Raw genomic sequence first — 22,028 nt, forward strand, 5'->3', positions numbered from 1 at the left:
CGTATTGCCTACTGCCACCGTGTAATTGGTAAACAATTCTTCATTCGATCGCAATGAATTTTAAGCCGTACCCCGTCGTCGACGGGCGGACCGATTTCCCTTTGATCATCGGACGCGATACCCGAAGGACGCGAGTTTCGGCCCGTCACCACCGTCGAAGCGGACGGTCACTTTCCAATTCCCCGCTGCGGGAACGATGAGGCCATCACTGCGCCACACCGTCTCCGCGGGGCCGGAGCCGGTGCCGTCCGGTGCGCGCAGGACAGTCACCGGAAGTCGCGCGACGTTCGCCTCGGCCGAGGACAGTTCGATGTCGAGATCGGGTTCACGCACCGCGGCTCCGCCGGCCCGTGCGTCACGCCGGTACCGCACCGTGATCGTCTGGTCGCCGCGCCGGATCGTGTCGATACCGACGTCGAGCACCCGGGCCTGCCCGAAGTCGAGCGTGGCCTCCACCTGTGTGGTGTAGCTGTCACGGGCGGGGGTCGTCGAGGACAGCACGGCGGTCGCCGCGGCGATCACCACCACGAGCGCGAGTTCACCGATGACGACGCCACGCCCGGTATCGGTCCGCGCGTATCTGCGGTAGGCCCAGAATCCCGCCGCGACGGCGATCGCCACCGCACCGGCCTTCACCAGCAGCACGATCCCGTAGGTGGTGGTGCCGAGTGCGGCCACCGGATCGACCTGCAGCACAGCCAGGATCACCCCGGATACGATGACGAGCGCGACGTGTCCGAGCGCCACTCGGTGCCATCGTGCGACGCGGCTGTGCGCGGGGGCGAGCAGTGCGAGCACCGCCACCCCACCGAGCCACACCGACATCGCGTACACGTGGATGAGGGTGTCGATGAAGGCCACCGGCCAGCGGTCGGCCGACCCGCCGTGCCCGCCCAGCGCGACCGCGGTCAGTGCGCCCGCCGCCGCGAGGTAGCCGGTGTACCGTCCACCGCGCAGCCTGGTGACGCCGCAGGCGACAGACAGGTTCAGGACGGCGGCGAGCGCGATCGACCAGCCCGCGGAGGTCCTCAGGACATCGCCCGCGACATCGGTGGTGACCGCGCTCAGACCACCGGCGTGCTGTGCGCTCAGCACGATGAACCGGCCCAGCAATCCGAGCAGCAGGATCACCGCACCGGCCTGGTGGGTGCGGGTGAATCTGTTGCCGGACAGCATTTCTGGCCACACCATCCGTGCGGCCAGGAGCAGTCCGGCGGTCAGGATGACACCGAGATACACCGCGGTCTTGGCCACCCAGCCCCACCGGAGGGCTGTGCTGCTCGCCTCGGTGGCCTTCGGGATCCCGCTCAGGTCGGTGACCGAGCCGACGGTGAACCGGATCGACAACGAGATCACGTGGGTATCGGCGGACACCGTCCGCACCGTGGCCAGGTAGGCATTGTCGCCCAGCCCGTCCGCCGGGTCGATCACCACCCGTCGGTTGCCGTTCTCCAGCCGCACCCCCGACAGCCGCATCCGCTCGCCCTCGGCGGTGATCACCGATGCCGAACCGTCGACAATCGTCACCGGCTCGCTCAGCTCGACGGTCAGCACATCCGGGACGGAGTCGACATGGCCGCCGTCGGCGGGGTTGCTTGAGACGACGGTGGCGTGCGCCGAGGCCGGTGCCGCCGACGCCACCAGGATCACACCGGTCAGCAGTGATGCGAGCAGCGCTGCCGCGGCCCGCAGCGCCGCCGTCATGACCGGTCCGGACCGCTCTCCCCGCTGCCCACGCTCACGAGATCACGTTCTCCGCCTTCACTTTCCGGGACGGCGGCGGCCTCACCGGCGGCCGGGCGCTCTCCCGGCCGGCCGCGCTGCCACAACGCACCGCCGACGGCCGCGGCACCGAGCGCGACGATCAGTGCCACGACACCGAGAATCCTGGCCACCGGGTCCGATGAATCGGATTCCGCCGCGGCACCGGTGTCGCGATCAGCGCCGGGAGCGCCCTGGCCGTGCGCACCCTGGCCGTGCGCACCACCGTGGCCTTCCGGTTGGCCGAGCAGGACGGTCGGTGCGGGATGCTCGGGCTCACTGGCCTCGTCGAGGGCTTCCTCGTTCCACCGCACGACACTGCCGTCGCTGTAGCGCTGTTCGGTGGGCAGCGAGACCGAATCCACACCGGTCGGCCATTTTCCGGCCGAGAAGGTGAACACACCGAATTCCTGTGCGCCCAAACCGTTCGCGGGGTTGTCGGCCTTCCATTCGATACGGCTGACCCGTTCTGTCTGACCGTCGGGCGCCGTGATGACCGTGGCCGTCCAGCCGGGAATCGGCAGTGTCCTGGCGGATGCCAGGTCGACGGAGCCGGGGATCGTCACCGTCACCGCCGTGGTGCGCGCGGTGTCCGATTCGGTGGGGACGATGAGCCGGACCTGACCGTAACCGCCCTGGGCGGGCTGCACCGTCTGGTCGGCCGAGACGTGCGCCGAGGCGGCCCCGGCGCCGAAGGCGGTCAGACCGAGCGCCCCCAGCGCCACGATCGCTGCCCGCAACCCGTGGCGGGGTCCCGGGTTCTCGTTATGTGACTTGTTGTGTGACATGACCGTTCCTGGCCTTTCGATGGTGGTGGGACACCGGGCGCCGGCTACCGGGCCGCGACGGCGCGGGCGCGATCGAGGTCGAGGTCGGCGATCACCAGATCCCGGATGATCGCCTCCACGAGGCGCGGAACGCCGGTGGGCAGACTCGGCACGTCTCCGACGGGCAGTCCGAAGCTGGCGTTGGCGCCGATCGAGAACACGTGGATGTTCGCCAGCCACGGTGCCTGGCCGGAATCCTTCTCGGTCAGCTCGTAGCCGGGACCGAGATAGGGGACGACACCGAGGATCTCCGAGTCCTGACCTTCCGGCGGGGTGAAGCGATCGCGCCAGAGCGCGATAAGCGGTGCGATGGAGGCCAGTTCAGTGCGGCTCTCCGGGTTTTGCTGGTAGCCGGTACCGGCGATCACGAAGTCGTAGGTCGCGGTGCCGTCCTCGGCCTGCACCGTCACCCGGCCGTCGTCCTCGCGCGCCGAGATCCACGGCGCCGACACGTGCAGCCGGTAATTCCCGAACAGCGCCGCCCGCTCCACCGAGTCCGACGGCACGCTCGCCCCGGCGGTCAAGGTCGCCTTGCGCCTGCGCCACCGTTCCGCATCCGGCAGATGCGGGAAGGCGTCCTGCACCAGCCGGTTGATCGGTGGTCCGGACGGGTCGGGAATCACCAGTTCGGGGCGTCTGGTGTAGACGTCGACGCTCCCCGCACCGACCTCCAAAGCGGTTGCCGCCGCGTCGAATGCCGACGCCGCCGCGCCCAGCACGGCCACGGACTTTCCGGTCAGCGCGGCGAAGTCGATGGCGTCGGCGGTGTGCGCGAACACCGCGGGCGACAGTTCCGCGACCACCTCGGGAATCAGCGGGCCACCGGTTCCGGACACCCCCGCGGCCAGGACCACCTTGCGGGCGGTCTCGACCCACCGTCGGGTCGTCCCCTCCTCCGGCGAGCCGTCCACCCGCAGCAGGTGGAGGGCGATGTGGCCGTCGTCGGTGGGTTCGATCGATTCCAGCCGCACGCCACGGCGCACGTCGACACCGACCTGTTCGCGGAACCAGTCCAGGTAATCGGCCCAGTCGCCGGTGGGAATGCGCCCGAGTTGGTCGAATCCGCCCACACCGTGCGTCGCGTCGTACCAGGCGCGGAACGACAATGCCGGGACTCCCAGCTCCGGCCCGGCCAGGGTCTTCGGCGTCCGCAGTGTGCGCATGCGCGCCGTGCTGCGCCAGGCCAGGCCGGCGGTGGTGGGGGCGGCGTCGATCACGCTGATCCGGCGCACGCCACGTCTGCGCAGACCGAACGCCGCGGTCACACCGGTCTGCCCGGCGCCGACGATCAGCACGTCGTGGTCGGCACCCCCGTTGTCGCCGGGTTCATCGATCAGATTCGCGAGGTCGTGATAGCCGAGAAGGCGCAATGATTCCTGCGCATCGCGCGAGGCCTGGTCATCGGAGATTCCCGGATTCGAACGGATATCTTCCGGGGGGTTGTCAACAGTCATGGCAACCGACACTAAGCACAGTCCACCGCCGGACAACCGAACTTCTTCTACGTGAATCTTTTAGCGCCGCAAGGTTGACCGGGCACGGCATCGAACGCACGATGGGGCCACCGCAATTGACGACTGGAGATCATTGTGACCGACACCATCGAATCACCCGCTGCCACAAAAGAATCAGCGCAAGCACAACCCGTGACAGGAACCAGCGCCGCCCCGCCCGCGCCGGACTCCCCGGAGCTGCGGGAGATCATCGCCGAGATCGCCGAGGATGCCAAGAGGCGCAGGCAATCCGGCGGCGGACGTCCCGAGCACGCGCTGAAACTGATCCGCTCGCACAAGCTCGGCGCGGTCCGGCTTCCCGCCGAACTCGGCGGTGCCGGCTATTCCAAGCGGGACCTGTACAGCCTGATCATCAGGCTCGCCGAGGCCGACCCCGATGTGCCGCATATCCTGCGCATCCATTGGGGTTTCACCGAGGACCGGCTTCGGCTGCGGGGTCAGGAAAGCGACCGGCAGTGGCTGACGAGCATCGCCGACGGAGTGGTCTTCGGCGGCGTGTCGTCGGAGCTGACCACCAAGACGGTGGGCACCTACAACTACGACACCACCCTCACCGTCGACGGTGACGGGTTCCGGTTGAACGGCAAGAAGTTCTACAGCACCGGCAGCCTCTACTCGGACTATCTGCGGGTCACCGCCAGTGACGATGCGGGCACGCAGCGTGCCGCTCTCATCCCCGCCGACCGGGAGGGCGTCATCCACGCCGACGACTGGGACGGCATCGGTCAGGCCCAGACGGGCAGCGGCACAACCATCCTCGACAACGTGTACGTCGCCTCGGACGAGCTGATCAACTTCGACAGCCCGGAGGATCCGAAACGGCCCCGCGGTTCACAGCCGCAGCTCATCCTGCACGCGATCGCCGCCGGCATCCTGCGCGCGGTGGTGGCCGACGCCGCCGAGCTGCTGCGTACCCGCAACCGCACGTATGTGTACGCGGCGGCGCCGAAGCCCACCGAGGACCCCCAGCTGCTGGAGGTCGTCGGAAGGCTCTCGTCGGCCGCATTCGTCGCGGAGGCAACGGTTCTCGCCGCCGCCGACGCCCAGGACGACGCCGCCGCGTACGCGATCGCCAACGGCGCGGTGTGCGACCGGCGTGAGCAGCGCGCCTCGCTCCTGGCCGCCAAGACCAAGGTGGGTATCGAAGATCTGGCGCTCAAGGCCGCGGGCGATCTGTTCGCGGTGGGCGGTGCCTCGGCCACCCGCTCGTCGGCGCATCTCGACCGGCACTGGCGCAACCTGCGAACCCTGTTCTCCCACAACCCGACCCCGTACAAGGCCCGGGTGATCGGAGACCACGAGGTGAACAACACCCCCATCCCCAAGGCCGGCTTCTTCTGAGACAGCAGGCCTTCGCAGCATGTGCTGGTTGAGGTGCGAAGAGCCGCAAGGCGATGAGCCTCGAAACCCGGTGACGACATTGTCAGCTCACCGGGTTTCGAGGCTCGTCGCTTACGCTCCTCGCACCTCAACCGGCGAATAGAATCCAACGAAAGGGCACCCTCGCACCTCAACCAGCGAAAGGAATCGCGAACACAACCACTCAGGCGACCGACACCCACGATCCAGTGATCGACGCCTCCACCTCGGCGGCGACCTCCTGCAGAACCCGTACGGCGGCAAGCGCATTGGGATCTTCCAACCGCCCGGATCGGGTGACCACCTCGATGCGCCGGCTTTCCAGGTCGAGCCCTTCGACGACGAGCGGTGCGAGCTGTTCGGAAACAGCCAGCGCCGGCACCAGCCCGACGGCGATCCCGGCGGCGGCGAGTTCGCAGACATTGGCCGACCCGGAGAGCTGGTGGGTGATGTGCGGGGTGAACCCGGACCGGTCGGCTGCCCGCAGCAGAGCGGTGTGCAGTCCAGAATCGGGGATGCCGGTGGCCCAGGCCTCGTCGGCGAGCACCCCCAGGCCGCGGCAGCGGATCGAGGCGTGCAGACGTCGCGGGGCGAGCAGCACCATCGGTTCGGTCAGCAGCGGCACCCCCCGCAATCCGCTCAGCGATTCGTGGCGGCCGAAGTCGTAGTCGCAGGTGATGGCCAGATCCGCCTCCCCCTGTCGCAGCTGCCGCAGTGCTCCCGCCCGATTGACCTGCCGGATCTGCACGTCGATCTCGGGATCGACCGCACTGAGCCGGGCGGTCATCGGGGCGGCCAGCAACCGGACACCCAGATTGAACGAGGCCACGATGAGCCGGCCGGAGGTCCGGTCGGCGGTGGCGGCGACCGCGCTGATCGCCTCGTCCACCGCCCCGAGCACCCGGCGGGCATGTTCGGCGAGCACCAGGCCGCCGCGGGTGAGCCCGAGGGTCCGCCCCTCACGCCGGAACAGCGTGGCCCCGGCCTCCTCCTCCAGCACCCGCAGCTGTTGTGACACCGCCGAACTCGTGATGGCACGACGTTCGGCGACGGCCGTGACGGTTCCCAGCTCCGCGAGATCGCAGAGCAACATCATTCGCCGAAGGTCCAGCATGAGACATCCTCCTCGGGTTTCGCGGCCAGGAGTCCCAGTATGGTGCCGTTCGCGGCAGGATCGAGGCGTTGCACGCAGCCTGAAGATATCTACGGCGACATCGGCGCGCGGGAGAACTTACGGACAGGAAGACTTTACGGGCGCGTGGTTACCGCGAGTAGGCGGCGAAGTGCGCCGCCCGCACACTCGGCGCCAGACCACGCACCTGCAGGAACTGTGCCGCCCGCGCCCTGACCTGTGCGATGTCCGAGTCGAGCAGAGCCGCCCCACCGGCGGCCACGACTGCCGCTGTGGTGGCACGGACCGCCAGTTCGTTGAGGGCGGCCCGCCAATGCGGGTCGGGCAGGGGTGTGGCCGCGGCAGTCTCCAGTTCCGCGGACAACGCGATCAGGTGATCGTCGTCGCCGCTGATGCGGAGTGCGTCGTCGAGTGCGGCACGGGCGAGGCCGTACGGCCCGGCCGTGGGGATCGCGGCCAGGTCGGCCTCGTCGACGTCGGGGTTGAGGTGTTTGGCCCGCTGCAGTTCCTGGGCGCGGGTGCCGTCGCGACGCCGGTACTCCTGCACCGCCACCACCTCGGTCACCAGGGCATCGGGCAGGAAGTACCCGTCGAGTCTGAGTTCGGCGGTGCGTGATCCGTACACGGCTGTCAGTGGGAGAATCCTGCCGCTGATCGCCGGGTCGTCGAGAAAGCCGATCCCGAAGACGAACTCCTCGCGCTGTTCGTCGACGGCGCCGAGCCAGATGACGTCGGTGAGTCCCCAGCCCGAATGCCAGCCGATCACACCGTCGATGCGGTAGCCGCCGGGAACCCGGGTGGCGATGGTGCCGCGGCGTTTCGGCCAGCTGCGCACGTGCCCCATGCCGGCGCCGCCGATCAGTTCCCCGGAGGCCAGCTTCGGCAGCAGTTCCAGCGCGTCGTCGGTGCCGGCGGTGACGGCCGGCAGGACCGGCGCGCCGTGCTGGGTGACGATGGTCGCCGTCGACGGGTCCGCGCCGAACAGCAGGTTGTTGATGGCGTTCACCACCCGCGGCGGCAGCTTGACGCCGCCATACTGCTCCGGGACGAACAACCGGTGGTAGCCGATCTCCCGCAATCCGTCGATGTGGGAGCGCGGCACCTCGGTGCGATCGATCTCGACCGCACGCGGCGCCAGCACCTCCTCGGTGAATCGGGCGAACTCCCGGTACACGGGGTGCGCTGTCGGATCGGTCTGGACCGAGGGTGCGGTGATGTCGGCTGCAGTGGTCATGGTGTCACCGTACGTTCGTATATCCCACGCGACGCCAATTCGCTTACGGGTAATTATTTCTCATCGCCAACAATTGCTGAACGATTTCTCCAAGGAGCTCTGGAAAGCAATTCCACTACGCGAATCCCGTAGCCGGACAGCCTATATCGCCTGTTCAGTGATGTGATCCACTTTCCTTCGGCACCACCGTGAGTTTTTTCATTTGCTCACCGCCAAGACCCCCCTACCTTTCAGTTGCAGCGCACGGCAGGGCCTCTCGTACCTCCACACGTGCACCCAAATACCCAGGCGCTTCCACAGACCCACATCGACACCGAGGTTGCAGATGAGATCGTCACAGACGACACCCCCGGGCACCACACGATCGCGCACCACCGGCTTTCTGCCCGATCGCCTCCGGCCCACCGGATTCGCACGCAAGGCGACCGTCGTGGTCGCCGCCGTCATCGCCGCTCCCACCGTCCTGGCCGGTTGCACCGGAATCGGTGGCGACGACGGCGGCGTCACGTTCCGCTTCGCCAACTCGCCGACCGCGCTGTCGCTGGTGCGGATCGCCGACGAACTCGGCTACTGGAAGGACGCCGGCGTCAAACCCGAATACGTCGGTCCCGCGACCAGCGTTCCCGCGGTGCAGTTGCTCGACCAGAACCGGGTCGACATCGCCACCGGTATGTTCAGCAATGACATCGACGGCAAGGTGAAGGGTTTCAAGTTCACCGCTATCGCCTCCAGCATGCTCGACCTGCCCGATCAGCCACACATGGCGTACTTCACCAAGGCCGGCTCCCCCATCACCAAGACCAATCTCAAAGCGATCGAGGGCAAGACGGTGGGCCTGGGGCCCGGCAAGAACAGCTGCACCGACCTGGTGATCAAGCGGTACCTGAAGAAGAACGGCGTCGACCTCAACAAGGTCAAGTTCCTCGAACTGAAACCAGAACTGATCGCGCCGGCCATCGAACGCGGCGAGGTCGATCTCGGGGTGTTCCATCCGCCGTTGGTGGGTGTGCTGCTGAGCAAGCCAGACAAGTTCAAGCAGGTGTTCACCTCCTTCGACGACTGGGGTCCGCTCGGCGGTCAGGCGCCCTTCGTGGCCAGCAACACCTGGCTACAGAAGCACCCCGACGCGGCGCGCGAGTTTGTCGGCATCATCGGCAAGACGGCCAACTGGGCCAACGCACATCCCAAGGAATCCGCCGAGATCGCAGGCAAGACAACGGGATACCCGGTGGAACAGACCACCAACTGGCACTACGCGCCGAACGCTCTGCTGGACAAGGCGAGCCTGGCGCTGTGGTGGGATCTGGTGAAGGACACCGGCACCCCGCTTCCGGGTTCGGACAAGCTCAAGCCCGAGGACATCGCCACCAACGCGTTCAACCCGTACGCCACGTCCGCCGATCTGCTCGACCATCAGGACGAGAACACCACCGTTCTGCCCGGTTTCCGAAACAAGGGAGTGTTCAAGACCCCGCTCGTCGACATCGCGACCGCAGAGAAATAGACACAGCGAAATACACGCAGCGAAATAGCGCCGGACAACCCGTCCCCCACCCGACATCCACACAGAAAGGCCACTGCCATGAGCGGATCAGTGCTGGTCCAGCAACGAGCGACCGCCGCGGGCAGCGCGATCAGGGTACCCAAGCACGCCACCCCCAAGATCGTGGCCCGCAAGGTCAGCAAGCTCTACCCGACACCGGGTTCCCGCAAGGACTTCACCACCGTCCTCGACGGATTCGACCTGACCATCCACGACGGCGAGTTTCTGTCGCTGCTCGGCCCGAGTGGCTGCGGCAAGTCGACATTCCTCAATATCCTTGCCGGACTGGACAGTTACAACGGCGGTTCGGTCCGCCTCGACGGTGAGCAGGTCACCGGCGTCAACAAGAATGTCGGCGTCGTGTTCCAGGGCTATGCCCTGTTCCCGTGGCTGACCGCACAGAAGAACGTCGAGGTAGGACTCAAGATCCGGGGCGTGGGCAAGGCCGAACGCCGCGAACGGGCCGCCGAGGTACTCAAGACGGTCGGCCTTTCGGCGGCAGCCGATCGTCTGCCGCACCAGCTTTCGGGTGGTATGCGCCAGCGCGCGGCGATCGCGCGCGTCCTCGCCTACGACCCTGAGGTGCTGGTCTTCGACGAGCCGTTCGCCGCCCTCGACGCCCAGACCCGCGAATTCCTGCAGGGCGAGCTGCTGCGGATCTGGGAGTCGGGCGAGAAGAAGAAGACCATCCTGTTTGTCACCCATTCCATCGACGAGGCCATCTTCCTGTCCGACCGGATCGCGGTGATGACCAAGGCACCCGGCGCGGTCAAGACCCTGCTGGACGTCGAGCTGGACCGTCCACGAACCCAATCTCTGCGTAGCTCTGAGGAGTTCGCTCACATTCGGGCCCGCGTGGCCGGGATCCTCGCCGAGGAGGTCAACGTTGGCAACGACGCTGCCTGAGCCAGGGCCGACGACGGGGCTCGCCGCTGCCGACGACGGCCTCGACGATCTCACGCCCCCGGCACGGCGCAATCCCTATCTCGTCAAGTACGAGCGTTACCTCTACGGCGCGATCGGCCTGGCCGGATTCCTGGTGATCTGGTGGGCGGTCGTGGCCTCCGGATACGTCGACAAGCTGTACCTGGCGACACCGCAGGACACGTTCACCGCGCTCATCAATGGTCTCGCCGATGGCTCGCTGGCACAGGAGATCCTGCCGAGCGTGCAACGGGCCCTCACCGGTTTCGTCATCGGCCTGATCGCGGGCATCGGACTGGGTATCGCCGTCGGCTACGTCCGCATCGTGCAGCAGTTCCTCGAACCGGTGCTGCTGTTCTTCCGTAACCTGTCGCTGCTGGCGCTGCTGCCGGTGTTCGTGGTGTTCTTCGGCATCGGTGAACAATCGAAGATCGCGATCGTGGTGTGGGCGTGCTTCTGGCCGATCTTCATCACCACCGTCGGCGCGGTCAACGGGGTGGAGAGGATCCTCCTCAACGCCGCGCGCACCCTCGGCGCCGGACGCGGCTATATCTTCACCCGCGTCGTGCTGCCGGCCGCGATCCCCGGCATCTTCCCGGGTATCCGGTTGGCCAGTGCCAACGCGTTCACCGCCCTGGTGGCGGCCGAACTCGTCGGCGGCGCACACGGTATCGGCATCTACATCAACAACGCCGCCCTGCGCTATCAGACACCGGAGATGTACGCGGGCATCATCACGCTCGGCCTCATCGGCATTCTCGTCAACGCCGTGATGACCGGCGTCGAACACAAGGCCACCGCATGGCAGAAAGGACTCACCAACAAATGACCACCACTCCGATCCGCGGCCCGTTCCCGCGTGCCCTCCTGGCGGCGCTGATCGCGCTGGCTCTGGCCGTCGTGGCGGCGGGCTGCGGGTCGGAGACGAAGGTAGATTACGGTTCGGCGTCCGACTACAGTTCTGGGTCCGGCGGCGACTCACTCGTCGTCTACGCGGGCCAGGGTGCCGACCACGACATCCTCGAATACGCGGCGAAGAACCTGCTCGACAAGCAGATCCGGATCACCGTCAGGAACGCCGGTGCCGACGCCAACGCGAAAGTGTCGGCGGGCGACGGTGATCTGGCGTTCTTCCAGCACGCACCGGCGTTCGAGTCCGACACCACAGAGCGTGGCCTGAAGGACCTGAGCATCGTCGGCCGCGTGAATGTGGTCCCGTACTCGCTGTATTCACACAAGTGGACGGACCTGCGCGAGACATCGAGCTGGGTCAACACCGGTCTCGTGGAGGACAATGTCACCGGGACGAGCCTCCCGCACGGCGCCCGCGTCGCGCTGCCGAACACGCCCACCGGTTTCGCCCGCGGCCTGTACCTGCTGCAATCGGCCGGACTGGTCACCCTCGACCGCGGGTTCGGCGGCACCACCGCCCAGGATCTCACCATCACCGCGGCCAACGTCCGCGACTCGGCCCGGCACCTCGATGTGATCGGCCTGAGCTTCGACGAGTTCCTGAAGTCCACCTACGACAGCTACGACGCCGTCGCTCTCAACCCCGACCAGGCGAAGTCACTCGGACTCGTTCCCGCCGACGACGCCCTGGCCATCGAACCCGGCCCCGGCAACCCATACGCCCACGTTCTGGTCGCCCCGTCCCGCCTGGCCGGCGATCCCCGCATCCTCGAACTCACCCGGGCCCTCGAAGATCCCCGGCTGGCAACCCATCTCACCCGGACCTACCGCGGCACCAACATCGCGGCCGCCCCGGTGCACCGCTAGCGGCCCGGCACCGTCGCCCGGATTCACGCAGGGTCGATGACAACGACGATCTGCCCGTCCTGGTCGGAGATCCGGTACGTGCGGACCGAACCGATACCGGCGGTGGTGCATCCGCCGTCGGAGAAGCGAAAAGCGTACTGGTGCAGCGGACACACCACCACACCGAGGTCGGACTGGCCGTCGGCGAGCGGACCGCCGTTATGAGGGCAGGCGGCATCGGTGGCGCGCAGGGTGCCGTCGGAGAGACGGAACACTGCGATCTGCAGCTCTCCCACCGCATACGCGCGACCCTCGCCGGCCTGGACGTCGGACATCGGACCGAGAACGACGGCGGTTCCGGTTGAGATTCTTGTCGTCATGACGCCACCACCGTCGGCGACGGCGCCGCACCGCGAGCCGGGACCACCGGAAGCGGCAGCAACGGCAGTGCCGGGGAGAACTGGGCGGGCGACTTCGGTTCGGCGCGGTCGAGCCACGGATCCACGTAACCGGCGACAGCCTCATCAATGCGTTGCTGCAGTCCGGCGACGCTTCCGTCGCGGTCGTCGACGAGGATCGCACGCAGTTCCTCGATGCCCACCCGCGGCACCCACGCGTAGGTGCGTTCGAGCCATTTGGCCTGCTCGCGGTAGTACTGGATGAACAAGCCGCACAACCGGATCACCTCCTCGGGCGAGTCGACGGTGGCCAGCACATCACCCTTGCGGATGTGCGCTCCGGCGGCGCCTCCGACGTAGATCTCCCACTTACCCTCGCCGATGGCGACTACGCCGAAGTCCTTGCACAGCGCCTCGGCGCAGTTGCGCGGACACCCGGTGACCGCCAGTTTCAGCTTGGCCGGCGATTCGAGCCCCTGATAGCGGTTCTCCAACGCGATCCCGAGCGATGTGGAATCCCCCAGCCCGAACCGGCAATAGTCAGTTCCCACACAGGTTTTCACGGTGCGGAAGCTCTTGCCGTAGGCGTATCCCGACGGCATGTCCAGGTCGGCCCACACCTTGGGCAGATCCTCCTTGCGCACCCCGAGCAGGTCCAGGCGCTGCCCGCCGGTCGCTTTGATCATCGGAATGCTGTATTTCTCGGCGACGTCGGCGATCTTGCGCAACTGCTCGGGCGAGGTGACCCCGCCGCGCATCTGCGGCACCACCGAAAACGTGCCGTCGCGCTGAATGTTGGCGTGTACCCGGTCGTTGATGAACAGGGCACCCTCTTCGCGTTTCCAGTCCGCACCCCAGATCACCCGCAGCAGCGACGCCAGCGGCATCTTCGCCGACGCGTCCTCCCCATCGGGGGCGAGGGCGGCGACCACCTCGCTCACCGAACGCAGCCCCCGGGCCCGGATCGCCTCGATCAGTGCGGGTTTGGTCATCGGGATCGACGGAACGTACCAATCGGCGGAGGCATCGACGGTCAGCTCGGCACCGGCGGCGAGGGTCACGATGTCCCCGACCATGCCCTTGCACGATCCGCAGCCCTTACCGGCGCGGGTCTTGCCGCACACCTGGGCGACGCTGGTGCAGCCCGACGCCACGCAAGCGACGATGTCGCCCTTGCTGACCCCGTTGCAGTTGCACACCACCGCGTCGTCCGACAGTTCCGCGGCACCCGTTGCGGCACTCGGGGTTCCCATGTCGAACAGCATCGAGATGCGTTCGTCCGGCAGCGGCACCTTGTCGTCGAAGGCCTGGCTCAGGAAGCCTACCTTGGACACGTCGCCGAGCAGCATCGCGCCGATCAGCTTGTTGTCGCGCACCACGACGCTCTTGTAGATCCCCTTCTTCGGTTCGTAGAACTGCACGAACTCGTCGTCGGGATGTTCGGGGCCTTTCACACCCATCGCCGCCACATCCACACCGGCCACCTTCAGTTTGGTGGTGGTGCGCGAACCGTGGTACGCCGCATCGGGATCAGCGCCGGTGACCACATCGGCGAGCACCACCGCCTGCTCCCACAACGGGGCGACGAGACCGTACACCTCACTGCGATGCTGCGCGCACTCGCCGACGGCGAAGATGGAACCCTCGTCCTCGCACCGCATCTGGTCGTCGACGACGATGCCGCGTTCGGTGACCAGCCCGGCCCTCCGGGCCAGTTCGATGTTCGGCCGGATGCCGGCGGCCACCACGATCATGTCGGCGTCAATGGTGCTGCCGTCGGCGAAACCCACACCGGCAACGCGGCCGTCGTCACCCCTCAGAACGGCGGTGGTGCGCTTGCCGGTGTGGACCCCGACCCCCAAGGCCTCGATCTTGTTGCGCAACACTTTTCCGCCGTGCTCGTCGAGCTGCTGATTCATCAGATGCCCCGGTGAATGGACCACGTCGACGGCCACACCCTGCGTGGTCAGCCCGTATGCGGCCTCCAGCCCCAGCAGACCGCCACCGATGACCACCGCGCGCACGTTGTCACGGGCCTGCGCCAGCTGCAGCATGCCATTGGTGTCGGCGATGGTGCGGAACCCGAAAACCCCACGCGCCAACCGGCCGTCGGCCTCGCGCAGCCCGTCCATATTGGGGAAGAAGGTGTTGGAACCGGTGGCGATGATCAAGGTGTCGAAGTCGATGACACGGCCACTCGCGCAGGTCACCGTCTTGGCGAAGCGGTCGATCGACTCGGCGCTGTCACCCACATGCAGCGTGATGCCGTTCTCCCGGTACCAGGCCATCGGGTTGAGCATCAGATCGTCGTCCTCGACGTCGGTCTCACCCGCCAGGACGTGGGACAGCATGATGCGGTTGTAGTTCCCGTACGGCTCGTCGCCGATCATAGTGATGTCGAAGTCCCGGCCACCGTCTCGCGCGAGGATCTCCTCGACCGTCCGGGCTCCGGCCATCCCGTTGCCCACCACAACGAGTTTCATCAGAACACCACCATCCCGAAGTCGATGACCACCTGGCCGGAGGTCCCGTCGGGTGCGGCGACCACGAGTTCGAGAGTGACGTCGGCATCGACGTCCTCCACCACCCGCAGCGGCACGTTCACCGAACCCTGAGCGCCGATCGGGAACAGCCGCATCGGTTTTCCGTCCCGGAGCAGCGTCACCACGATCAGCTCCGACGACGAGTTGCCGCCGCGGAAATACAGTGGCTGTGCGGTCAACCCCCCGGGCACCACATACCGCAGCCCCGTATCGGGAGATACCGGCTCGGCCAGGCCTTTGCCGACGAAGTCGAAGACGCCCTGCAGGAAGTGCGGTGTACTGGACATGCCGCCACTATCCGCGCACCCGGTCAAATGCGACTTGCCGCGATGTTACGGCCGCGTTGTCAGTCCCTCACCGGACCGGACGCTCCCAGGTGGTGACGTGAGAATGTCACGTCACCGGACCACCTCGAACAGAAGGTCAGCGTTTGCGGCGACCGGCGGCGCCGACCATGTCGGCAAGCTGGGTGAACTTGACGCGCGGACGGCCCTGTTCGGCGCCCAGACGACGCTCGATGCGGTCGATGGCACGCATGCCCCGGTAGCCGATCACATGCTTGACGCGTTTGCGGACCAGCGCGCCGAACGCCTTGGGGTCCTTGGCCGAGCGGACCAGCCTGCCGGCGACGGCGTCGGCGATGAAGTCCTCGACGGTCCGGGTGGCGCACAGCTTGTTGGCGCCGATACCGCCGCTCGGGCCGCGTTTGGCCCATCCGACCACATATCCACCCGGGACGACCTGCCCCGACTCGTCGAGTAGCCGGCCGTCGTCGTTGCGGAACACGCCACGCTCGTCGTCGAAGGCCAGTCCGGGAATCGGGGTGGACCGGTAGCCGATGGAACGCACCACCAGGTCGGTGGCGATCTTGTGGCTGGTGCCGCCGGTGCGGATGGCCACGGCGTCGACGGCGGTGTCGCCGATGATCTCCTCGGGTGCGGAGTGGAACAGGAACACGATGCGACGGCGGGACGGATCGGCCGGTGCCGACAGGTCGGGCACCTCACCATCGGCGTTGTCGAACACCTCGATGTCGACGCCGGGGATGGCCGCGAGCGCCCGGTATTCGGGTGCGGTGTAGGCGGCGGCGTCCTGGCCGCGCCGGCCCAGCAGCACCACCTCGTGCACATTCTGCTCCCGCAGGATCTGCAGGGCACGGTCGGCGATGTCGGTGGTGGCCAGCAGTTCCGGCGGCGACACCAGGATCCGGGCCACGTCGAGGGCGACGTTGCCGGTGCCGATGATGACGGCACGTCCGGTGGCCCGATCATCACCGGCGCGGCGGATCGGCGGGCCGGCGTCGGCACCGGGGGCGGCGTTGTACCAGGCCACCAACTCGGTGGCCGACGTCGAGCCGGGCAGGTCCTCACCCGGAATGCCCAGGCGCCGGGACTCACTGGCGCCCACCGCGTAGAAGACGGCGTCGAAATGTTCGGCCAGCTCGGCCGGGGTGACCTCGTTCGGCCCGTCACCGACACCCACGTTGGTGAGCATGCTGACGCGCGGGTCGCGGTAGAGCAGGTCGAAGCTGTGCAGCACGCCCTTGGTACCCGGATGATCGGGGGCCACACCGGCGCGCACCAGGCCACCGGGAGTGGGCAGCCGGTCGATGACGGTGACGTCGGCCTCGGTCCGGTCGAGCAGCGTACGCAGCGCGTAGCCGCCCGACGGTCCGGTGCCCACAAGCGCGATCCGTAGTCCCACAGGGAGTTTCGGGATCTCCGGGTAGGTGACGCCGGGCCAGTCGTCGTCGGTGGTGTAGGACGACGGACGGGCGGCCACCACGTCCGGGAACGGCGCCATGCCGGGCAGTTCGGCACCGGTGGGTGCGTACCCGGACTGGATGTCGGGGTTGCTCTTGTAGTAGTCGGCGTTGATGTCGATGAACACCTTGTCCCGGGCGCCGAGCTTGTCGGCCGGGTAGATGGCGTTGACCGGGCAGGCGTCGGCGCACGCGCCGCAGTCGATGCACGCCTGCGGGTCGACGTGCAGGATGTCCGAGGTGCCGAAACCGCGTTCCTCCGGGGTGGGATGAATACAGTTCACCGGGCACACGGCGACGCACGCCGCGTCACTACAGCACGACTGGGTGATAACAAACATCAGAGCATATTCGCTTTCCGGTACCAGTACATCGCAGGCTTGGTGAGCAGGCCGACCTCATCGAGGAATTCCATCAGGTGGGCGCAGCTGCTGCGGATCATCGACTGGAAGTGAGAATTGGACTTCATCTCGGCCACCGCGCGGTCGGCGTCGAGACCGGCGTCGGCGAAGGCCTGCCGCTGCACAAGGCTGGTGACGATGAAGTAGGCACCGAGCGCGATGTACAGGGCACTGAATTGGCGGCGGAAACCACCGATGCCCTTCACCGAGTCGCGCACCTCCTCGCGGGCGAACTTCATGTGCCGCGACTCCTCGAGAACGTGGATCTCGTTGACGGTGCGGATGAGCGGCAGCACCCGATCGTCGCGCATGCAGCCGCGCTGGAACACGTCGAGCACCTCTTCGGCGACGAGGATGCCGGCGTAGGCGACCTCGTTCTTGGCGGTGGCCTTGAAGAATTTGCCGGCGAACCCGACGAACGGGCGCGGCTTGTACGACCGGCCGACCAGCTTCTCCGATGCCTTGGAGAACATGATCGAGTGTCGGCATTCGTCGGCGATCTCGGTGAGCGCGAACTGGAATTCGGGGCTGTGATAAGCGCCGAGGTACTGATCGCGGATGACCATCTCCTGCAGGATCATCTCGAACCAGATACCGATGCACATGATCGACGAGAACTCGTGCCGGGTCACCGAGATGCGCTGTTCCTCGGTGAGTTCATCCCAGTAGGCGGTGCCGTAGAGCGACGACCATTCGGGGCTGCAACCGTATTTGGCGGGGTCGAGCGGTGCCGACCAGTCGATCTCGGTCATCGCGTTGCGCGACAGGCGTGCTGCCGAGGCCAACAGCCGCTTGGAAACCTCGTTGGCGCCCTCGTCACGCATGCTGACGACGTTGTCAAGAGCCCCCAGACCGGCAGCATCGGCGCTGTCGAAGTCGCGTTCCATCGCGGTTGTCATCGTGTGTCCCTCCATCGCAGTATGACCTGAATCATACCAATGAACGCTGTCATATCAATAGTCGTTGTCAAATTAGCAGGAACACGTTCACCCGTGAAGACCCCGTGCGCGGATCCCGCTCGACCATCCGCTGAGAGACTCGTCAGTTATGCGCCTCACAGTGACAGGAATCACAAACCGGGGTTGGGGTCGGTGTACAACCGTTCTATACTGGCCGGTAAGTTGCTGGTCACATCACATCAGCAGACATCCCCCAGGGGACGCTCACCGCAGGTCAACGCCTGCGTTTCTCAGGCAGGAGTAGACAATGCCCTCGATCTTCATCACCGGTGGCGCGGCCGGAATCGGCCTCGCGACGGCCGAGCGATTCTCGCGCGAAGGCTGGACCGTCGGCGTGTACGACGTCGACGCCGACGGCCTGGCCAAGGTCAAGGCCAACCACCCCGAGTGGATCACCGGCACCCTCGACGTGCGTGATGAGAACCAGTGGGCACAGGCACTCGAGGAGTTCACCTCGCACACCGGCGGCACCCTCGACGTGCTCGACAACAACGCCGGCATCCTCGTCGCCGGTCTGATCACCGACATCTCCGCCGATGCCGTCCGCCGCCAGATCGAGATCGACGCCCTCGGCGTCGCGCTCGGCGCGCAGATCGCCCACCCCTACCTCAAGCGCACCCCCGGCGCCCACCTGGTGAACATCTCCTCCGCATCTGCCATCTACGGCCAGCCCGAGATCGCCGTGTACAGCGCCACCAAGTTCTTCGTCGCCGGACTCACCGAGGCGCTCGAACTCGAATGGGAGAACGACGACATCCGCGTCGTCGGCATCTGGCCGCTGTGGGCGAAAACCGCACTGGCACAGAACGATGCCAAGTCGACCAAGACTCTCGGCGTGCGGATCACCCCCGAGCAGGTCGCCGACAAGGTCTGGGAGTCGGTACACCCGAGCGCCCAGGACAAGCTGCTGCACCGCACCTCGTACACCGTGGGCCTGCACACCACCGTGCTGGCGAACGCGGCCAAATTCGTCCCGAACTTCGTTTCGCGCACCATCAACAAGTACCTCGCGCAGAGCTGAGTCCACTCCTCCGACAATGTCCGCAGCACCGAAAGGTGTTGCGGACATTGTTGTTTGGACACGACAGCACGACTCAGCCGCCGTTGAACGCCGGGCGATAGCTACGGCACGGGCGGCCGCGCTGGCCGTCACACGCCGGTAGCGGAGCACCGGCACGGGCTCCCGGAACCACCGGCAGCACAAGGGAAGAGCCGCCTACGCCGAGCCTGAGGGTGTCCACGACCCGGCCGCCGGTGGTGGGGGTGTCGAACCGCCAGGACGTCATGTCTCCGCCCGGGGCGGTGATGGTCAGGCGGATCCGGGTTCCCTTGCGGAACACGTGCGCCACCGTGTTCAGCGCGATCCGCACGTTCTGGAATCCTGGCCGCAGCGGCTCCGGGTCGAGCCAATCACGTTTCGGCTCAAGCGTTGTCGATGCCGAGGTGACCGAACGGAACGATGCCCTCAGGTGGCCGGTGGTGACGTAGGTTTCCTTCCCGTCCGGACGCACCTCACTGAGGGTCGCCTGCAGATCGGTGTCCCGGACCGACGACGCGAGTCGCAGATCCACACTCGCCGGACCCACCACCATCACGTCGTGATCGTTTACGGCGGAGACGAAACCGAGCCCCGAACGACCCGGGGCCTGCTGCCAGCGGTACGGCGGCAGACCCTGCCACGGCACCTGAGAGGCGCCCACCACGTTCAGTGTTCCCGCCGGCCGCGATGCCGGGTCCGGCCGGAACGACACCGTCGATGACGCGCCGGTCCGGGTGGTCAGACGCCCGGCGCGGCCCAGCGACAGCCGCGTCCCCGCCCCCACCGACGCCGGTGGCCACGAGGCGAAACCACGCTGCCACCGTCCCGAAAGATTGCCCGGCACAACGGGATCAGCACCGCTGTCGAACCACACCTGGATTCTGGAGTCGCGGGCGAACCTGCGCCGCGCGTCGTCGACGTCGCGGGATCCGGTGAGCCGATCGGTGCGCACCAGGGTGCCCGGAGTCGATGTGCTGCCCGCGGATACCGCGGTGGCCAGCGCCGCCAGTCCCGGGCTGGGCACCGGCACCCGCCGGGCGACGAAGATATTCAGGAACTCGTACCACGAACTCAGCAATTGCGGTGCGGTGCTGTCGAAGTGGGGTCCGTTGATCATCTTCACCCACACATCGCGGTTTCCCTTGAACTCACCGATGATCGACGTCCACTGCGGCCCCACCTGCTCGTCCTGCACGGTTCCCGACAGCAGCACCGGCACATCGATCTTCGACGCCCAGTAGGACGGTGACCGGTGCTCCAGCAACGACGGGTTGCGCGTGGGATTCTGCTCGATCAGTTTCCGCACGTTCTGCGTCTGCAGCCGCAGCTTCTGATTGGCCAGGCAGCGCTTGTCGCCGCGGCGGATCAGCTCGCGGGCGTACGGCTGCCCGCCCGACGGCGCGGGCAGCGCGTCCTTCTGGCGTTCGGTGATCCACGAATTGGCGAAACCGGAGTTGAAGATACCGCCGGGGAAACCCGTCGAGTACAGGTCGTCGGTGATCGACATCGGGGCGATCGCCGCCAGGCTCGGCGGCCGGGTCCCGGCCACCGACAACTGCGAGATCCCCGAGTATGAGATCCCCACCAGACCCACCCGGTGACCGGAGACCCACGGCTGTGCGGCCACCGTCTCAACGATGTCGTAGCCGTCGTAGATCGTCGGATAGTCGAACAGGTCGTACGCGCCACCGGAGCAGCCGCTGCCCCGCATCTGCACCAGAACCGTCGCGAAACCCGCTGCCGGGCCCAGCGAAGCGCCGAGAACGACGCCCGGTGCGGGTGCGAGCGGGTCCGGGTTCTTCAGGCGTTTGCGCAACGCGCCCACGATCAGATCGCCGGGCGATGCCGACTGGTATCCCGAGTACTCGATCACCGTCGGAAACGGGCCGTCGGCCATCGTCTTGCCCGCCGGCAGCCGCACCATCACCGCCAGTTCCACGCCGTCGCGCATCCGGACGTAGTGGTAGCCCGCGCCGAATCGCTGGTTGCGGTACTGGGACGGGTCCGGCGGCCGCTGCGAGCGGACCGCGAACGAATTGCCCGTCCGGCCGGCCACCTCGAACCGGTAACCCGGACCCGGCGCCAGCTCACGGACCAGGAACGAGCCGAGTCTGTCGACGCGCCCGCCGCCGGCGACCGCACCCGAGGGGCCGATCAGCCGGACCTGCGCCCCCGGCTGGGCGTCGATCAGATAGGCCTGCGTGACACTGCCCTTGCCGGTTCCCGTCCGCACCGCCGCCGACGCGCGCGGCGCATCCACCAGCCCCGCGACCACCAGCACAACGGTCAGCACAGCGAGTGCCAACAGAGCGGGGGTCGGCACGACGGGTGCCCGCAGACCCGCCGGCACCCGTCGTATCACCTGGACATCGACAAGTCCCGCAGGGTGCTTCATAGTGCGCGACACTAAACGACGGCCGCGGCACCGGTACCGGTTCGGCAGTATTTTCACCCGCGCGGCGGCTATCCTGGACACCCGTCACTCAGGTGACACCACACTCCGGGTACAGCAATGACCGCCCCGAACCGTCGGGGCGGTCATCGCTTTATGTCTTGCTACCGCCGGTCACCCGGCAGCGAGGCCGTCAGCGTCGGTCGAGATCGAGGATCCCGGCCTGCACAGCCTTGACGAGGCGACGCGGCAGACGCTGCGGAACGCCGTTCACCTTCACCTCCTGGAGTGCGGGATTGTCCGCTTTCCACTGCGAACGACGGCTACGGGAGTTGGCCCGCGACATCCGGCGCTTCGGAACAGCCATGGTTGAACCCTTCTTGTTACTGTCTGCACTACAAGTCTTCGCGCGACCGCCTGTGGTGCGCATCGAAGCTCGTAGGACGACCGGCCGAACTGTGCGCAGCACCCCACCGGGCGCG

18 protein-coding genes are annotated in these 22,028 nt (G+C 67.0%); 6 read left to right on the forward strand and 12 right to left on the reverse strand.

From position 1 onward, the window contains the following. Window positions 1–105: 105 nt before the first annotated feature. From GOAMR_RS18030 to GOAMR_RS18040, 3 genes are read right to left on the reverse strand one after another with little or no spacing between them, the layout of a single operon-like run. Window positions 106–1,704 carry a copper resistance CopC/CopD family protein gene (locus tag GOAMR_RS18030; protein ID WP_005191210.1) on the reverse strand — a complete coding sequence of 533 codons (1,599 nt, stop codon included), beginning with the start codon at window positions 1,702–1,704 and terminating at the stop codon, window positions 106–108. Next, window positions 1,701–2,549: a YcnI family copper-binding membrane protein gene (locus tag GOAMR_RS18035; protein ID WP_005191212.1), complete on the reverse strand. Its 849-nt coding sequence runs from the start codon at window positions 2,547–2,549 to the stop codon at window positions 1,701–1,703. Before GOAMR_RS18035 ends, GOAMR_RS18030 begins: the two co-directional genes overlap by 4 nt. Before the next feature lie 44 nt (window positions 2,550–2,593). Further along, window positions 2,594–4,042, reverse strand: a complete 1,449-nt coding sequence (locus GOAMR_RS18040) for an FAD-dependent oxidoreductase (protein ID WP_083837003.1) — start codon at window positions 4,040–4,042, stop codon at window positions 2,594–2,596. Window positions 4,043–4,234: 192 nt separating this feature from the next. On the opposite strand from GOAMR_RS18040, the gene GOAMR_RS18045 reads away from it, so the two are divergent. Continuing rightward, window positions 4,235–5,443 (forward strand): acyl-CoA dehydrogenase family protein, encoded by a 1,209-nt coding sequence (locus GOAMR_RS18045; protein WP_040515765.1) that lies wholly within the window; start codon window positions 4,235–4,237, stop codon window positions 5,441–5,443. 202 nt (window positions 5,444–5,645) lie between these two features. Here GOAMR_RS18045 and GOAMR_RS18050 read toward each other — a convergent pair whose 3' ends face one another. After that, a complete protein-coding gene (locus GOAMR_RS18050; protein ID WP_005191219.1) occupies window positions 5,646–6,575 on the reverse strand; it encodes a LysR family transcriptional regulator in 930 nt (309 codons plus the stop codon). A 148-nt stretch (window positions 6,576–6,723) separates the two neighbouring features. Continuing rightward, the gene (locus tag GOAMR_RS18055; protein ID WP_005191221.1) at window positions 6,724–7,827 is read right to left on the reverse strand and encodes an acyl-CoA dehydrogenase family protein; all 1,104 of its coding nucleotides are present in this window, start codon (window positions 7,825–7,827) and stop codon (window positions 6,724–6,726) included. 325 nt (window positions 7,828–8,152) lie between these two features. On the opposite strand from GOAMR_RS18055, the gene GOAMR_RS18060 reads away from it, so the two are divergent. From GOAMR_RS18060 to GOAMR_RS18075, 4 genes are all read left to right on the forward strand, one after another. Then, a complete protein-coding gene (locus GOAMR_RS18060; RefSeq protein ID WP_083837004.1) occupies window positions 8,153–9,331 on the forward strand; it encodes an ABC transporter substrate-binding protein in 1,179 nt (392 codons plus the stop codon). A gap of 78 nt (window positions 9,332–9,409) precedes the next feature. Further along, window positions 9,410–10,276, forward strand: coding sequence for an ABC transporter ATP-binding protein (locus GOAMR_RS18065; RefSeq protein ID WP_005191236.1), 867 nt, complete (start codon window positions 9,410–9,412; stop codon window positions 10,274–10,276). Next, window positions 10,257–11,123 carry an ABC transporter permease gene (locus GOAMR_RS18070; RefSeq protein WP_005191238.1) on the forward strand — a complete coding sequence of 289 codons (867 nt, stop codon included), beginning with the start codon at window positions 10,257–10,259 and terminating at the stop codon, window positions 11,121–11,123. The genes GOAMR_RS18065 and GOAMR_RS18070 overlap by 20 nt, the downstream gene beginning before the upstream one ends. Beyond that, window positions 11,120–12,073 (forward strand): MetQ/NlpA family ABC transporter substrate-binding protein, encoded by a 954-nt coding sequence (locus tag GOAMR_RS18075; RefSeq protein ID WP_005191241.1) that lies wholly within the window; start codon window positions 11,120–11,122, stop codon window positions 12,071–12,073. Before GOAMR_RS18070 ends, GOAMR_RS18075 begins: the two co-directional genes overlap by 4 nt. A gap of 23 nt (window positions 12,074–12,096) precedes the next feature. On the opposite strand, the gene GOAMR_RS18080 is transcribed toward GOAMR_RS18075, so the two are convergent. The 5 genes from GOAMR_RS18080 to GOAMR_RS18100 all read right to left on the reverse strand — a co-directional run bounded on the left by GOAMR_RS18080 (window position 12,097) and on the right by GOAMR_RS18100 (window position 18,055). Then, complete coding sequence (locus tag GOAMR_RS18080) at window positions 12,097–12,432, reverse strand: Rieske (2Fe-2S) protein (protein ID WP_005191244.1); 336 nt, start codon at window positions 12,430–12,432, stop codon at window positions 12,097–12,099. Further along, window positions 12,429–14,933 (reverse strand): nitrite reductase large subunit NirB, encoded by a 2,505-nt coding sequence (gene nirB, locus GOAMR_RS18085; protein WP_005191247.1) that lies wholly within the window; start codon window positions 14,931–14,933, stop codon window positions 12,429–12,431. Before nirB ends, GOAMR_RS18080 begins: the two co-directional genes overlap by 4 nt. Then, a complete protein-coding gene (locus GOAMR_RS18090; RefSeq protein ID WP_005191250.1) occupies window positions 14,933–15,280 on the reverse strand; it encodes a hypothetical protein in 348 nt (115 codons plus the stop codon). The genes nirB and GOAMR_RS18090 overlap by 1 nt, the downstream gene beginning before the upstream one ends. A gap of 136 nt (window positions 15,281–15,416) precedes the next feature. Then, the gene (locus GOAMR_RS18095) at window positions 15,417–17,096 is read right to left on the reverse strand and encodes a 4Fe-4S binding protein (protein ID WP_005191253.1); all 1,680 of its coding nucleotides are present in this window, start codon (window positions 17,094–17,096) and stop codon (window positions 15,417–15,419) included. Further along, complete coding sequence (locus tag GOAMR_RS18100) at window positions 17,096–18,055, reverse strand: AurF N-oxygenase family protein (protein WP_050942794.1); 960 nt, start codon at window positions 18,053–18,055, stop codon at window positions 17,096–17,098. Before GOAMR_RS18100 ends, GOAMR_RS18095 begins: the two co-directional genes overlap by 1 nt. Window positions 18,056–18,362: 307 nt before the next feature. On the opposite strand from GOAMR_RS18100, the gene GOAMR_RS18105 reads away from it, so the two are divergent. After that, window positions 18,363–19,136, forward strand: a complete 774-nt coding sequence (locus tag GOAMR_RS18105; protein WP_005191257.1) for an SDR family oxidoreductase — start codon at window positions 18,363–18,365, stop codon at window positions 19,134–19,136. Between the two features lie 73 nt (window positions 19,137–19,209). Here GOAMR_RS18105 and GOAMR_RS18110 read toward each other — a convergent pair whose 3' ends face one another. After that, entirely contained in the window at window positions 19,210–21,549 is a 2,340-nt protein-coding gene (locus tag GOAMR_RS18110; RefSeq protein ID WP_138943795.1) for a CocE/NonD family hydrolase, read from the reverse strand. 190 nt (window positions 21,550–21,739) lie between these two features. Further along, a complete protein-coding gene (gene rpmF / locus GOAMR_RS18115; protein WP_005191264.1) occupies window positions 21,740–21,913 on the reverse strand; it encodes a 50S ribosomal protein L32 in 174 nt (57 codons plus the stop codon). Between the last annotated feature and the right edge of the window lie 115 nt (window positions 21,914–22,028).

The sequence above is a fragment of the Gordonia amarae NBRC 15530 genome (genome assembly GCF_000241345.1).
Taxonomy (GTDB): Bacteria; Actinomycetota; Actinomycetes; order Mycobacteriales; family Mycobacteriaceae; genus Gordonia; species Gordonia amarae.

Coding starts and splice junctions, on each gene's coding strand:
- GOAMR_RS18035 (WP_005191212.1), bottom strand. CDS start 2,549: ATGTCACACAACAAGTCACATAACGAGAACCCGGGACCCCGCCACGGG.
- GOAMR_RS18100 (WP_050942794.1), bottom strand. CDS start 18,055: ATGACAACCGCGATGGAACGCGACTTCGACAGCGCCGATGCTGCCGGT.
- GOAMR_RS18075 (WP_005191241.1), top strand. CDS start 11,120: ATGACCACCACTCCGATCCGCGGCCCGTTCCCGCGTGCCCTCCTGGCG.
- rpmF (WP_005191264.1), bottom strand. CDS start 21,913: ATGGCTGTTCCGAAGCGCCGGATGTCGCGGGCCAACTCCCGTAGCCGT.
- nirB (WP_005191247.1), bottom strand. CDS start 14,933: ATGAAACTCGTTGTGGTGGGCAACGGGATGGCCGGAGCCCGGACGGTC.
- GOAMR_RS18080 (WP_005191244.1), bottom strand. CDS start 12,432: ATGACGACAAGAATCTCAACCGGAACCGCCGTCGTTCTCGGTCCGATG.
- GOAMR_RS18065 (WP_005191236.1), top strand. CDS start 9,410: ATGAGCGGATCAGTGCTGGTCCAGCAACGAGCGACCGCCGCGGGCAGC.
- GOAMR_RS18040 (WP_083837003.1), bottom strand. CDS start 4,042: ATGACTGTTGACAACCCCCCGGAAGATATCCGTTCGAATCCGGGAATC.
- GOAMR_RS18095 (WP_005191253.1), bottom strand. CDS start 17,096: ATGTTTGTTATCACCCAGTCGTGCTGTAGTGACGCGGCGTGCGTCGCC.
- GOAMR_RS18060 (WP_083837004.1), top strand. CDS start 8,153: ATGAGATCGTCACAGACGACACCCCCGGGCACCACACGATCGCGCACC.
- GOAMR_RS18105 (WP_005191257.1), top strand. CDS start 18,363: ATGCCCTCGATCTTCATCACCGGTGGCGCGGCCGGAATCGGCCTCGCG.
- GOAMR_RS18055 (WP_005191221.1), bottom strand. CDS start 7,827: ATGACCACTGCAGCCGACATCACCGCACCCTCGGTCCAGACCGATCCG.
- GOAMR_RS18050 (WP_005191219.1), bottom strand. CDS start 6,575: ATGCTGGACCTTCGGCGAATGATGTTGCTCTGCGATCTCGCGGAGCTG.
- GOAMR_RS18090 (WP_005191250.1), bottom strand. CDS start 15,280: ATGTCCAGTACACCGCACTTCCTGCAGGGCGTCTTCGACTTCGTCGGC.
- GOAMR_RS18030 (WP_005191210.1), bottom strand. CDS start 1,704: ATGACGGCGGCGCTGCGGGCCGCGGCAGCGCTGCTCGCATCACTGCTG.
- GOAMR_RS18110 (WP_138943795.1), bottom strand. CDS start 21,549: ATGAAGCACCCTGCGGGACTTGTCGATGTCCAGGTGATACGACGGGTG.